Raw genomic sequence first — 13,784 nt, forward strand, 5'->3', positions numbered from 1 at the left:
CCCACCGGACCGCAATCGGAAGCGTGGGAACCGCCGGATGGCCCAGTGGCATCGGTACAGGGGCGGGGCACACGCCGACTCGGCAGTCCCCCCGCGGCGCGGGGTACGGCGAGCACCGGACGAGCACTGACACAAGGGGCGGGATCGTGGCGTATGCGAGAGGCCCGCACATCTGCGGTGCCCTGGTGATGTGCGGGTTACTACTGGTCGGCTGCACGGGCGGCGAAAGCGGCGGCGACACGGAGACCGGGACTGCCGCGGACGCGAGCGCAGGCACGGACGCCACGCCGACGGCCTCGCCGACCTTCGAGACGGATCCCGCGAAGCAGCCGAGAACCGCGGCCCAGGCACGGGCGCTGATCAGGAAAGTGATCGCCGGCCCGGAGCTGTTCGGGCAGAGCGTGGTGCGGACGACACCGTACGAGAGCGACCCGAGCCGCTGGGCACTGCTGGGCGACGGCTGCGCCTGGCAGTTGGAGAAACTGCCCGCCGGCGTACTGGCCACGCTGACCCGGCACTTCGAAGTGCCCGCCGGGGGCGGCAAGGGGCTGGTGCGGCTGTCGGCCACGATCACCGTGCACCGTACGGTGCTGGACGCGGCCTGGGAACAGGCCGGAATGCTGGAGGAGTCCCTCGGCTGCCAGGAGGAGCTTCTGCGGCCGGGCGAGCGGCTCACGGAACTGAGCTCGACCGCGTACGCGCGGGGCGAGGGACACAACGAGTACAGCGACGAGTCACTGGAGGAGACGGGCCTGTGCGTGAGTGACTCTCACGGCGGCCCGTATCCGTACAAGTACGACCAGGCCACGCTGGGCCCTGTGGTGGTCAGCACCTCCGTGTGCGGGGGCCGGGGACGCGAACCGGACGACCTGTGGGCCCTTGTCCAGAGGGCCCTGCCCAAGATGCTGCTGAGCGTGAAGGACGAGATCGGGAGCCCCGCCGGATCGGGATCCGCATCACCGGAGCCGGGCGCCTCCGCCGACGAGGGCACCTCGACGCCGGGGACGAAGTCGGACCAGGAGGGGGGTGCGTGATGGAGCGGTTGCTTCCCTCCGACCCGTCCCGCCTCGGCGGCCACCGGCTGCTGGGACGGCTGGGCGCCGGCGGCATGGGCGTGGTCTACCTGGGCCGTACCGAGGCCGGGGACCTGGCCGCGGTGAAGGTGATCCAGCCGGAGTACGCCGACCAGGCGGAGTTCCGGGCCCGGTTCCGCCGGGAGGTGGTCTCCGCCCGGCGGGTGGACAGCCCGTGGGTGGTGCCGGTGGTGGGCGCCGACACCGAGGCCGTGGCACCGTGGCTGGCCACGGCGTTCGTGCCGGGTCCGTCACTGGCCGAGGCGGTCGTGGCCCGCGGGCCGCTGCCGACGCGCGCGGTGCGGATACTGGGCAAGGTGCTGGCGCGGGCCCTGGCCGCGGTGCACGACGCCGGTCTGGTGCACCGGGACGTCAAACCCGGCAACATCCTGCTCGCCCTCGACGGACCCCGGCTGATCGACTTCGGCATCGCGCGGCCCACGGCTGCCGAGGAGACGGAACTGACCTCGGACAGCGTGGTGGTGGGCACGCCCGGTTTCCTCTCCCCCGAGCAGGCGCGGGCCCTGGAGGTCGGCCCGGCGAGCGATGTGTTCTCCCTCGGCTGCGTTCTGGCGTACGCGGCCACGGGCCGGCCTCCGTTCGGCACCGGCACGGCGGACGCGCTGCTGTACCGGACCGTCCACGACACGCCGGACCTGGACGGCATCGACGACGCCGAGGTGCGCACGCTGCTTCGGCGATGCCTGGACAAGGAGCCCGCGGCCAGGCCCACGGCGGCCGAGGCGGACACGGAACTGGTGGAGGACGCCCCGGCGGACTCCATCGACTGGCTGCCGGACGCGGTGGTCACCATGGTGGCCGACCGGTCCGCCGAGATGTTGGCCCTGCCCGGCATCGAACCGACCGAGATCTCCGCGGACGCCGGGCCGGACACCGGTGCCGGGGCGCCGGGGCGCCGCCGGGTCCTGGCCCTGGCCGCGGGCGGCGCGGCCCTGCTCGCGGCAGGCGGCGGCGCTGCCCTCTGGGCGGCGCTGCGCGGCGACGACCAGCAGGATCCAGCGGCGCAGTCCACCGGACGGCGCTGGATCCTGGGCGTCCACGCGGACCTGAGCGGACCGCAGAAGGAGGCCGGGACGGCACAGGAGCGCGCCGCCCGGCTGGCCGTGGAGCAGTTCAACTCCCGAGCGGACAAGCCGTTCACCCTCGCCCTCCGGGTGCTGGACGACCGGGGTGAGCCGGCCCGGGCGGAGCGGGTGGCCCGACAGCTGACCGGCCAGGACGATGTGCTCGCCGTACTCGGCCCCACCGGCTACGCCTCGACCGAGGCCGCCCTGGAGGTCTACGAGGGAGCCGGGCTGCCGGTGCTGACCGTGTCCGAACTCTCCCTCACCGCCGCGGAGTCGGCCCTGCTGGCCGAACCGAAGGCGTATTTCCGCACCTCGCCCATGACCGCCTTCGCCGTCTACAACACCGTCCTCAGCCTCGCCGCCCTGGGTTCCCGCCGCCCGGGCCTGCTGATCGACCGCGCGGGGCGGATCACCGGCCTGGAGTCCGCGCAGGTCGTCCGCGACACCTCGCGCGCCCACGAAACCGGCCTGTACGCCAGGGTCGTGCCCGCCGCCGCGCCGGACGCGTCCGTGGTGATCGCCGACATGCTCGCCCACGACATCGACGGCTTCTTCTGCACCGGCACCCCCGAGCGCGCCGCCACGGTCGCCCGCGCCCTGGCCGAACGGGGCTTCACGGGGCCACGGTTCCTGGACGCGCCCACAGCCACCGCGGCCTTCGTCACCGCGGCGGGGGACCCGGCCGACGGCTGGCAGACCCTGACCCCGTACATCAGCCCGGACGCCACACCCGTACGTGCCTTCGCCACCGCCTACCGCAAGCGCTACGGCAGCGCACCGGGTATCTGGGCGCCGGAGGCCTACGACACCACCCGCCTCGTCGCCGACCGGCTCACCGCCCTGGCCCGGGAGGGCGTCCGACGCCCCAGCCGCGCCCAGGTCACCGAGGCCCTCACCAAGGCTCGGTTCAAGGGGCTGAGCACGACGTACGCGTTCGACAAGAGTAAAGAGCTCACCATGCAGCGGGCCTACCACTACCGGGTCGACGGCGGCCGGTTCGCCTACGTCGGCACGCTGCCCGCGTCCTGACGGCGGCGGGAGCAGGCGATGCGTGCGCTGCGGGCCGAGGACCCCGAGACACTGGGCGGGCACCGGCTGCTCGCCCGGCTCGGAGCCGGCGGCATGGGCACGGTCTATCTGGCCCGCGCCGCCGACGGGGCGGTCGTCGCCGTGAAGATGATCCGCGCCGAGTACGCCGCGGATCCCGCCTTCCGGGCCCGCTTCCGCCGCGAGGTACAGCTGGCCACCGGGCTCGACGCCCGCTGGGTGGTGCCGGTGACGGCCGCCGACACCGAGGCGCGCGAGCCGTGGCTCGCCACCGCCTTCGTGCCCGGGCCGTCACTGGCCGAGACGGTCGACGGACACGGTCCGCTCCCGGCGCGCACCGTCGTCGTACTCGGCGCGCGTCTGGCGCAGGCGCTGGCCGAGGTGCACGCGGCGGGCCTGGTTCACCGCGACGTCAAACCCGCCAACATCCTGCTCGCGCAGGACGGGCCCCGGCTGATCGACTTCGGCATCGCCCAAGGCACCGGCACCACCGCGCTGACCGCCCCCGACGCGATCATCGGAACCCCCGGCTACCTCTCGCCCGAACAGGCCCGGCCCCATGAGGGCGAGGTGGGCCCGCCCAGCGACGTCTTCTCCCTCGGCTGCGTGCTGGCGTACGCGGCCACGGGCCGACGGCCGTTCGGCACCGGCGACGCGGCCGCGGTCCTGTACCGCACCGTCCACGAGGGCCCCGACCTCACCGGCCTGGACCGTCTCCTGCCGCCACCGCTGTACGCGGCAATCACCGGTTGCCTCGCCAAAGACCCCCGGCACCGGCCGACGGCCGCCGAACTCCGTGACGCGTTCGAGGCGGTGACCGGCCGGGCGCCGGGCGGAGCGGAGGAGCGCGGCACGAGCCGGGGGGCCGGGCCCACCGGGCAGGGTGACTGGCTGCCTCCCGAGGTGCTGCGGCTGGTGGCCGACCGTTCTTCCCGCGCCCTCAACCCGCCGCCGCGCCCGCCGGCCCGTACCTCCCCGGAGACGGTCCGGAAGCTGCCCCGGCGCCGCATTCTCGCGCTCGGCGGCTTGGCGGTCGCCGCCTCGGGCACCGGCGCCGCCGTTCTGCTGAACCGACGGAACACCGCGGCGGCCGGCACGCCCCCCACCGTGCCGACCCACACCATCGGCTTCCAGGCCGACCTGACAGGGCTTCAGAAGGACACCGGAACAGCGCAGGAACGCGGGGCCGGCCTCGCCGTCGCCACGCACAACGCACGCCCCGACGTCTCCTACCGCCTCGCCCTTGCCCGGTACGACGACCGAGGCGAGACCGCACGGGCGAAGGACGCGGCCCGCAGCCTGCTCGCCCGGTCCACCGTCCTCGCGGTCATCGGCCCCACCACGACCGCCGCCGCACGCGCCGCGGGTCCGCTCTACGCGGCCGCGTCGACACCGTTCGTGCTCGTGTCGGTCGACGCCGACGAGTCTGGACTGTCCACGGACTCCCTACGGCGCACAGTGTGCGAGACCAGAACATCGGATTCCGAGCGCGCCCTGCCGCTCATCCTCTACCTGACCCGGGTGCATTCCACGCGCCGTACCGCCGTCATCGAGGACCAGGCCGCGGGAGAGACGGCCTGGGACATCAGCCAGTACATCCGCGAGGCACCGCCCAGCGAGGGCACGGTCACCGTCCACCCGGTGGCGGCCGACACCGACGACTTCCGCCCGGCCGTCGCCAAGGCCCTGGCCACCGACCCGCAGGCCGTCATCCACGCAGGGGTCTCCCCGAGCCGCGCCGCTGCCGGCGCCCGCGCCCTGGCAGCGGCTGGATTCACCGGCCCCCGCATGGGATTCGAGCCCGTCATGCGGCCGGCCTTCCTCACCACGGCGGGCGATGCGGCCGAAGGCTGGATATTCGAAGCCCCGTACACCGAACCGGAATCGGCCGGGACCAAGGCGTCCAAGGCGTTCACCGCCGCGTACCGGAAACGCTACGGCCAGACACCCGGGCGATGGGCCGCCGAGGCGTACGACGCCGTCGGCCTGATCGCCCGCACCCTCGACGCACTCGGAGGCGGCGCGGAGATCGAGCCCGGCCAGGTCGCCGAACGCCTCTTCCACACTGCCTACGACGGCGTGGCCAAGCCGATCCGCTTCACCCAGGACGCCACGCACACGCTCGAAGCGGTGAACGCAAGCTTCCTCTACCAGGCCGGAGACGGGGAGTTCCGGTTCCTGGGGCGATACGACCAGGCACGCTGAGCAGCAGCGGCAGGAAGGGCTCCCCCGCGGACAGTTCGGGCAGCACAGCGGACCGCCGCGGCCGGTCGGCCGTCGGGCGGCGTCGGGGACCACGGTCTCGGATGTGAGCCGGCCGAGCCCGTCGTAGCCGTAGGTGACGGTGGAACCGGGAGTGATCCGGCGCCTGAGGGTGCCCGGTCAGTCGCGGGCCGGCCGCGTTTCCGCGTTCAGCCCTCGCCTCCCCACCCGGCCGACGAAATCGAGCAGTACGGGAAGCACCTCGGCGCGGTTCGCGTCGAGGAAGAAGTGGCCGCCGTCGAAGGCGTGCGAGGAGAAGTCCGCGTCGGTGAAACGGCTCCACCCCGCAACCCGGTCCGGCAGGACGAACGCGTCATCGGCCCCGTACAGCGCCTGTACAGGGCAACGGAGCGGGGGCCGGTCCGGCACCCGGTACGTCTCCGACGCCCACAGGTCGTTCCGGATGATCGGCAGAACCATGGCGACGAATTCGGGGTCGCGCAGGAGGAGTTCGTCGAAGCCTCCGAGCGCCCCGAGGTCGGCCAGCAGATCGGCGTCGTCGAGAGCCCGGGTGTCGCGGAACCGGGCGTCCGGGGCGACGGCCGCCGAGGCGACCAGGCCGAGGGGGCCGGCGGAGCGGTCGGCCAGGCGGTGCGCGACCTCGTACGCGACCAGCGAGCCCATGCTGTGGCCGAGCAGGACCAGGGGCGGCGCGTCGGTCTGTGCCGACAGTTCCGCGCACACCTGCTCGGCCAGCGCGGTGACGCTGGGGACGAGCGCCTCGGCGGAGCGGTCGTGGCGGCCCGGGTACTGGACCGCCACCACCTCCACCCAGGGCGGCGTCTTCGACGACAGCTCGAAGAACGAGTTCGCCGTGCCGCCCGCATGCGGAAAGCAGAGCAGGCGGATGTGTGCCCCGCCCCGCGCGTGGAACCGGCGCAGCCAGCCGCGGCGGCCCCGGTTCACGACCGTCTCCCGGTCACGGTGCTCCTCATGACAGGAGCAGGGCCGGCCGCAACGACGCACCGTCCGCCGCCGTCGCCCGGCACGCCGTCGGCTCCAGGTCGGCGTAGACGAGTTCGGTGGCTTCCGGTCCGGCTTCGGCCAGCACCGTGCCGTCCGGGCCCCATACCGCGCTGGAACCGCACGCGTGCCAGCCGCCGGTGTGCCCGACGTGGTTCGCCATGAGGACGTACAGGCCGTTGTCCCGGGCCCGGTCGGGCAGCCAGGTGCGGGACTCCTGGTAACCGTTGCCGACGCTGAACAGCGCGGAGAGCAGATACGCGTGGCAGCCGTCGGCGGCGACCGTCGCGGCGTGCTCCGGGAACCCGGAGTCGTAGCAGATGCCCAGGCCCAGTCGCCAGCCGTCGAGTTCCAGGGTGCAGTTGCCTGTACCGGGACGGTACAGGCCCGTCTCGCTGCCGAAGAGGAACTGCTTGTCGTAGCGCCCGGCGACGGAACCGGCGCGGGAGAAGACGAACACCGAGATGGCGAGGCCGTCGCCGTCGGCCGACACCGCACCGACCACCGCCGCCGTACCGCTGTCCCGGCACGCCTCGGCGATCGGGGCCAGGCGCGGGTCGTCCACCGAGACCGCGAGGCCGGCCGGGTCCGCGGCGACCAGGTCCGGCTCGTAGCCGCAGAGGAACTTCTCCGGGAACACGACCAGTTGGGCGCCGAGCGCGGCGGCCTCCCGGATCGACGCGGCGACGGTCGCCACGTTGCGCACGACGTCGCCGGGCACGGGGCAGGCCTGGGCCGCCGCGATCCTGATCCTGCCGCGCGGCCCGTGGGGCTCTGCAAGCTCACGCATGCTCGGTGACTCCCTTCCCGGCCGGGGCCGGACGTTGGGCGACGGCGACCAGGGGCCGCACCGCGAGTGTGGCGACCGCCAGGCAGCCGGCGAAGACCACCCAGCCGAGGGTGCCGTGGTCGATCACCCCCGCGGTCACGATCGTCGGGCCGAGGACGAACTGCAGACCGGTACCGAGATTGAAGGTGGCCAGGTATTCGGCTCGGCCTTCCTCGGGCGCCAGGGCGTAGGAGACGCCCCAGCCGCCCGCGGACTGGAACAGCTCGGCCCCCGTCATCACGATGACGCCGGCGATCAGCAGCACGACGACCACCGGGGTCGCGTGGGTGTGGGCCGCGACGAGGAAGAACAGGCAACAGGCGACCAGCGCCCAACCGCCGCGTTGCAGCGCGGTGACGCTGCCGTCCAGGGTGTCGGAGCCCTTCGACGCCCATACCTGCCCGAGGACCGCCACGACCGTGTTGACCACGAGCAGCACGCCGACCGTGGACCGGGGCGCGCCGGTGTGCAGCGTCACCCACAGCGGGATACCGACGCCGAGCAGTGAGATGTGCAGGCTGAGCACGCCGTTGATCCCGGCGACGGCCAGGTGCCGCTTGTTGCGGAGGTGGGCCAGTCGCAGGGGTGCGCGCCGGGCCGAGCCGGTCTCGCCGTCGGCCGCCGGTGCCGCGGCCAGCATGGCGGCCGCGATGAGGCAGAACACGGCGTTGCCCAGCATGATCATGGAGAACCCGGTGCGGGTCCCGTAACCGATCGCGACCGTGGCGGCCAGGCCGCCGAGGGAGAATCCGACGTTGTAGACGACCCGGGAGCGGGCCATCATCGCCAGCCGTCCTTCGGCGCCGACGGTGCGCTCCACGAGGGCCTGGTAGATCGGCGAGAGGGCCTGCTGTCCGACGCCGATCATCGCGACGGCGATCAGGAACTGCCAGTAGGAATCGGCGAGAAGCAGCACGCCGAAGCTCAGGGCCCGCCAGACGTGGAGCAGCGCGAGCACCTGGCGGGGGCCGTGGCGGTCCGCCAGCCAGCCGAGGACGGGCTGGCAGACCAGTCCGAGCAGCCCGGCCACGGACAGGCCGAAGCCGACCTGCGCGGCGCTCAGGCCGAGGACGGCCACGAAGTAGACGGCCGAGCCGGCCAGGTAGAGACCGGTTCCGGTGCTGTCGATGAGGCCGATGCCGAGCAGGGTGCGGGCGCCGCGCAGGCTTGCCGCGGGGCCGAGAAGGGCGACGGCGAGTCGGCGGCGCCCTGGGGGCTCGGCGGGTTCAGGGGTGGTCACGGGCTGGCTCCTAAGGGACGGGCCGGGTGGGGGGCGGGGTGGGGGGGCGATGGGGGGAGGAACAGGTCCTCCCCCCGCTCGGGTGCGGGTGCCGGGCGGGTCGGCGGTCAGGTCCGCGGTGTCTCGTGGACCGCTGTGGCCAGCAGGTCCGCGACCGCCTCCGGGCGGGTCCGCGCGAAGTAGTGGCCGCCGTGTGTCAGTTCGGCCAGCCGCGGTGCCCGGACCGCCGTCTCCCAGGCTCCGTACGCCTCGCGGTAGCCCTCGGTCGCCGGGTCGTCGGCCGCGATCACCACGGTGCACGGCACGTCCAGCGGCTCCGGCGGCGCGGTCCGCAGGCCGAGCAGGTACGTGTTGGCGGTCAGCGAGTCGTGGCGGAACGTGCGCACGAGCAGGTCGCGGGTCGCCTCCTCGGCCGAGTCGATCGCTGTCGAGCCCGTCCAGTCGACGACCAGGTCGCGTACGTCGCCGAAGGAGAGCCGCTCGGCGTTGCCCAGCGTGTCGCGGATGGTGCCGGCATCGGCGAGCAGCTTCGCGGCCAGGAACAGGTGCCGCACCGTCCGGCCCCGCTCGGTGAGCTGCCGTGCCAGGGCGAGAGCCAGGGCCGAGCCGACGCAGTGGCCCCACAGCACCAGCGGCCCGCTCGTCGTCGCATCGATCTCGGCGGCCAGACGTGAGCAGATCTCGTCGAAGGGCAGCAGATCCGCACCCGAGGCCCCCGGAGCGTGTCCGGGCAGTTCGGCGGCGGCCACGGCGACCGTGATGTCGCGCCGGGCGAGTTCCTGTGCGACCGGCCGGAAGTGCACGGCGTTGCCTCCCGCGTACGGCAGGAGGACGACGGTCGCCGCGGCGTTCGCGGGTTCGGTGAACCGGGCCAGCAGGGCGCCCTCCTCCGCGGGGGCGGAGCCGGCCTTCTCCGCCGCGGCCTCCGCGAGCTCGCGGAGGATGGAGCTGCGCATCACGTCGCGCAGCGACACCCACTCCTTCAGCTGCACGCTCACGCGCAGCGCGGCCAGCGAGTTGCCGCCGATGTCGAAGAAGTCGTCGTCGATGTCGATGCCGTCCGGTTCGGTCTCCAGGACCCCGGCCCAGACCTCTCGGATCCGCTCGATGAACGGTGCGAGTACGTCCGCGCTGTCCGGACGAACCGTCGGCCGGGTGGTCGCGGGCGCCGGCGGCGCCTCCTCGACCGCCGCGGCGGAGTTCTGGTGGTCCACGAATGCGAGGACGCCGTCCGGTCGCCAGAACCCGCGCCGCCCCGTGGGACGCCCCGAGACCACCACGTCGCCGGTCGTCCCGACGGGCGCGGCCGTCCCCCCGGCCGCGTCGACCACGGTCGTCGCGTCCGGGTGGGATGCGCTGAACGCGGCGAGTTCCGCCAGCTCCGTCTCCGCCAGCAGCTCGGCGGAGTGATGCGGGGCGTCGGGCGTGTCGACCATGTGCGTCAGGGCCCGGCGGTAGTACCCGCCGATCCGCTCGATGTGCTCGGTGTCGAACACCCCGGTGTGGTAGTGCAGGCTGAGCTGTACCTCGTCCGTGTAGAAGTGCTGCGAGAACTCCGCGCGCAGCGGGAACTCGGTGATCGCCGCTGCCCGTACGTCCAGCAGCGCGAACTCCGGCAGCTCCTTCAGCGCCTTGAGCGAGTGGAAGTGGGTGAAGTTGAAGACCGTCTCGAACAGCGGGTCGGTGGTCCGCTGGTCCTGCTTCACCTTCGCCATCGGATACCGCCGGTAGGGCAGCAGCTCGGCCTCGCTCCGGTACGTCTGCCGGATCAGCTCCGTCCATGTCCCCTCGGCCACCTTCACCCGCAGCGGCATGGTGTTGAGGAAGACGCCCAGCGCGCGGTCCGCGCCCGGCAGCTCGGGCCGGCCGCCGTGCTCGTATCCGGTGATGACGTCGAGGTTTCCGCACAGCAGGGTGTGCACCCGCAGATGCGCGGCGAGCAGGACGTTCTTCACCGGCACGCCCAGCCGCCCGGCCAGGGCCACGATCCGGTCCGACAGGCCGTCCGGCAGTTCGATGTCCCGGAACACCACGTCCAGGCCTTCGCCGGGCTCGGCCGGCCGCAGCCGCGGGATCTCGGTGTGCGGCCGCCCGTCCAGCGCTATGCGCCAGAACTCCCGGAAGTCCGGGGAGTCGATGGCGTGCCGTTCGAGACCGATGAAGTTGCGCAGATGGTTGACCACCTGGGGGGTGTCGACGGTCCGCCCCTCCAGCAGCGCGTAGTAGATGCCGAACAGCTGGACGTGCACCTGGTTGATGCTCCAGCCGTCCAGTGCCGAGTTGTGCTGGCTGACGCTGTACCGGTAGAGCTCGTCGGACAGGATGTGGATGTGGAACCGGAAGAGCCCCGGTTCGTCCCAGTCGAAGGGCCGGTTCTGCTCGCGGTGGAACCACTCGTCGTACCAGGCGTCCTGCTTCTCCCGGCCGAGGTGCCGGATGTCGTGGACGACCAGCGGCAGTTCCTCGATCCGCTCGTGCACCAGCTGCAGGTACTCCGCGTACTCGTGCAGGTGGTAGCTGGTACGGAAGATCGGGTTGCGTTCCACCAGGATGCGTACCGCCTCGCGGAACAGCCCGGGGTCGATGGAGCTCTGGATCAGGTAGCTGATGATGTCGTGGTAGCTCGTGTTGCCGTGCATGATCTCGCTCTGGTAGATCAGCCCGGACTGGAGCATGGCCATCGGATAGGCGTCCTCGATGCCCTCGGGAATCAGGGCCCGGTCGCGGTCGCCGATCAGCTCGAAGGCCCCGAACTCCGTCGGCGGGGCGTCTCCGGCCGCCGCCTCGCCGACGCCCGCCGCGAGTTCCCGCACCGTGGGATGGGCGAACAGCTGCTGGAAGGTGAACTCCATGCCGTCCTTGCGGGCTTTGGCGAGCACCGAGACGAAGTGGATGGAGTTGCCCCCCAGGGCGAAGAAGCTGTCCGTCGCGCCGACCCGCGCCACGCCCAGCACGTCGGCCCAGATGCCGGCGAGGGCACGCTCTGCCTCCGATTCGGGCGCGACGTACTCGGAGGTGCGTACGGCCGGCTCGGGCAGCGCCGAGCGGTCGAGCTTGCCGTTCGGGGACAGCGGGAAGGCCGCGAGCGGGACGATGCGCTCGGGGACCATGTACGCGGGCAGGGTGACGGCGGCGTGCGCGCGCAGGTCGTCCTCGGTGACGTCGCCGGCGCAGACGACGTATCCGTACAGTCGGCCCTGGCCGTCGTCGCCGGTCCGCAGCACCACGACGGCGTCGGTGACCTCAGGGTGGGCCAGCAGCCGCTGCTCGATCTCGCCGAGCTCGATGCGGTACCCGCGCAGCTTGACCTGGAAGTCGATGCGGCCGAGGTAGTCGATGGCGCCGTCGGGGAGGCGCCGTACCAGGTCGCCGGTTCGGTAGGCGCGGTCCTCGCCGGGCAGCGGGTCGGTCACGAAGCGCTCGGCGGTCAGTTCCTCGCGGTGCAGGTATCCGCGGGCGAGTCCGGCGCCGGCGATGTACAGCTCGCCGGGCATGCCGATCGGCAGCTCGCGGCCCGCGGCGTCGAGGACGTACAGCCGGGTGTTGTCGATGGGCAGGCCGATCGGCACCACGGTGTCGTCGGCGGCGGTGCGGTGGTGGCTGACATCGACGGTGGCCTCGGTCGGGCCGTACAGGTTCACCAGTTCGGCGCCGGTGCCGAGCTGGTGGAACGCGGTCACGTGGTGTCGGCCGAGGGCCTCGCCGCTGGCGAACACGCGGCGCAGCGGGGCGAGTCGGGAGGCCGCGTCGGCAGCTCCGACGTAGTCCAGGAACGCGCCGAGCATCGTGGGGACGAAGTGCATGACGGTCACGCCGAACCGGTCGATCGCCTCGACGATCGCGTCCGGCTCGCGCTCGCCCCGCGGTTCGAGCAGACACACGGCGGCGCCTTCGATCAGCCACCAGAACAGCTCCCACACCGAGACGTCGAACGCGGTCGGGGTCTTGTGGAGGATGACGTCGTGGTCACCGAGGGGGTAGGTGCGCTGCATCCAGTGCAGGCGGTTGACGACACTGCGGTGTTCGACGACGACGCCCTTGGGCAGTCCGGTGGAGCCGGAGGTGTAGATGACGTACGCGGTGTCGTCGGGGCTGCCGAAGGGGACCGGGTCGGCTGTTTCCGCTTCGAAGGCCTCCCGGACCGCGTCGTCGAGGGCGATCACCGTGGTTCCGGCCCCCGGCAGCCGTCCGGCCGAGGCCGCGTCGGCCAGCACCAGGTCCGTCCGGCTGTCGGACACCATGTGGGCCAGCCGCTCCTGCGGCAGCGACGGGTCCAGCGGCAGATACGCGCCGCCGGCCCTGATCACCGCGATGATCCCGGCCAGCGCCGCGAAGGACCGCTCCGCCAGCACACCCACGATCACGTCCCGCCCGACACCGGCGGACCGCAGGCGCGCCGCCAGATGTGCGGTCACGTGGTCCAGCTCGGCGTAGGTGTAGGAGCGTTCGGGCGTGACGATCGCGGTCTGCCCGGGGCGGGCCGCCATGGTCCGGGCGAACAGCTCCGAGAGCGTCACCCGGTCGGGGAAGGGGTGGGCGGTGTCGTTCGCGGCTTCGGTGACCTCGCGATCGTGCTCGGTGCGCAGGTCGAGTCCGGCCAGGGGCGCACGCGGTGCGTCCAGCGCGGCGGCCAGGAGGGTGCGGCACCGCTCGGCGAGCAGGTGCGCCGACTCCGGCAGGAAGCGGGCGCCGTCCACCCGGACGACGAGCGAACGCCGGGCCGCTCCGAAGCCGATGAAGGTGTCCGCGGCGGGAAGCCGGTCGTCGGCGGGCCCGGCGTCGCCGAGGACGACGACCTCCGGCAGGCCGGCCACCAGCTCGACCGGGTAGTCCTCGTACGGGCGGCTCTCACCGACCGCCGTGCCGAGCCGGGCCGCGACCGCGGCGAGCGAGTCGTCGTCGGCGAGGGTCGTGCGGAGCGGGACGACGTCGGCGAGGCCTCCGGGTGCGGCGGGAAGCCGGCCGACGAGCAGGTCGTCGACGCCCGTGAAGGAGCGCAGCAGCGCGACGGCGACGGACGTCAGCAGCACGGCGGCGGCCTCGGCGTCCCCCCGGCTGACGGCTTGGAGACGCTCGCCGGTGTCGGCGTCCAGCGGCAGCTCGGCCGTGTGGCGATGGGCCGCGCGGTCGGCGGAGGGCCGGTCGGCGGGGAATCCGACGGCGGTCGCGTCGGCCAGACGCGAGGTCCAGAAGGCGGCGGCCTCGGGGCGCTGGGCCGCCGCTACGCGCCGCTGGCCTGCGGTGAGGTCGGGCGTCATGAGGACGGCTCCTTGGGTGTGATT

At 73.0% G+C, this 13,784-nt stretch carries 7 protein-coding genes; 3 read left to right on the forward strand and 4 right to left on the reverse strand.

Annotation, left to right across the window (positions count from 1 at the left end; translation table 11 throughout):
• The first annotated feature begins 188 nt into the window (after positions 1 to 188).
• From ABT137_RS15505 to ABT137_RS15515, 3 genes are read left to right on the forward strand one after another with little or no spacing between them, the layout of a single operon-like run.
• Complete coding sequence (locus tag ABT137_RS15505) at positions 189 to 1,034, forward strand: hypothetical protein (RefSeq protein WP_351708288.1); 846 nt, start codon at positions 189 to 191, stop codon at positions 1,032 to 1,034.
• The gene (locus ABT137_RS15510; protein ID WP_351708291.1) at positions 1,034 to 3,190 is read left to right on the forward strand and encodes a bifunctional serine/threonine-protein kinase/ABC transporter substrate-binding protein; all 2,157 of its coding nucleotides are present in this window, start codon (positions 1,034 to 1,036) and stop codon (positions 3,188 to 3,190) included. Before ABT137_RS15505 ends, ABT137_RS15510 begins: the two co-directional genes overlap by 1 nt.
• 18 nt (positions 3,191 to 3,208) lie before the next feature.
• Entirely contained in the window at positions 3,209 to 5,413 is a 2,205-nt protein-coding gene (locus tag ABT137_RS15515; RefSeq protein WP_351708294.1) for a bifunctional serine/threonine-protein kinase/ABC transporter substrate-binding protein, read from the forward strand.
• Between the two features lie 177 nt (positions 5,414 to 5,590).
• Here the strand turns inward: ABT137_RS15515 and ABT137_RS15520 are convergent, their stop codons facing one another.
• From ABT137_RS15520 to ABT137_RS15535, 4 genes are all read right to left on the reverse strand, one after another.
• Positions 5,591 to 6,376: a thioesterase II family protein gene (locus tag ABT137_RS15520; RefSeq protein ID WP_351708297.1), complete on the reverse strand. Its 786-nt coding sequence runs from the start codon at positions 6,374 to 6,376 to the stop codon at positions 5,591 to 5,593.
• A gap of 25 nt (positions 6,377 to 6,401) precedes the next feature.
• Complete coding sequence (locus ABT137_RS15525) at positions 6,402 to 7,223, reverse strand: carbon-nitrogen hydrolase family protein (RefSeq protein ID WP_351708300.1); 822 nt, start codon at positions 7,221 to 7,223, stop codon at positions 6,402 to 6,404.
• Positions 7,216 to 8,502 (reverse strand): MFS transporter, encoded by a 1,287-nt coding sequence (locus tag ABT137_RS15530; RefSeq protein WP_351708303.1) that lies wholly within the window; start codon positions 8,500 to 8,502, stop codon positions 7,216 to 7,218. The genes ABT137_RS15525 and ABT137_RS15530 overlap by 8 nt, the downstream gene beginning before the upstream one ends.
• A 107-nt stretch (positions 8,503 to 8,609) precedes the next feature.
• Entirely contained in the window at positions 8,610 to 13,760 is a 5,151-nt protein-coding gene (locus ABT137_RS15535) for a non-ribosomal peptide synthetase (protein ID WP_351708306.1), read from the reverse strand.
• Positions 13,761 to 13,784: the final 24 nt, after the last annotated feature.

Source organism: Streptomyces sp. NPDC001980 (genome assembly GCF_040296885.1).
Taxonomy (GTDB): domain Bacteria; phylum Actinomycetota; class Actinomycetes; order Streptomycetales; family Streptomycetaceae; genus Streptomyces.

Bases quoted from the DNA above. Each gene is read 5' to 3' on its own strand.
- ABT137_RS15525 (WP_351708300.1), bottom strand. From the start codon at position 7,223: ATGCGTGAGCTTGCAGAGCCCCACGGGCCGCGCGGCAGGATCAGGATC.
- ABT137_RS15505 (WP_351708288.1), top strand. From the start codon at position 189: ATGTGCGGGTTACTACTGGTCGGCTGCACGGGCGGCGAAAGCGGCGGC.
- ABT137_RS15535 (WP_351708306.1), bottom strand. From the start codon at position 13,760: ATGACGCCCGACCTCACCGCAGGCCAGCGGCGCGTAGCGGCGGCCCAG.
- ABT137_RS15510 (WP_351708291.1), top strand. From the start codon at position 1,034: ATGGAGCGGTTGCTTCCCTCCGACCCGTCCCGCCTCGGCGGCCACCGG.
- ABT137_RS15515 (WP_351708294.1), top strand. From the start codon at position 3,209: ATGCGTGCGCTGCGGGCCGAGGACCCCGAGACACTGGGCGGGCACCGG.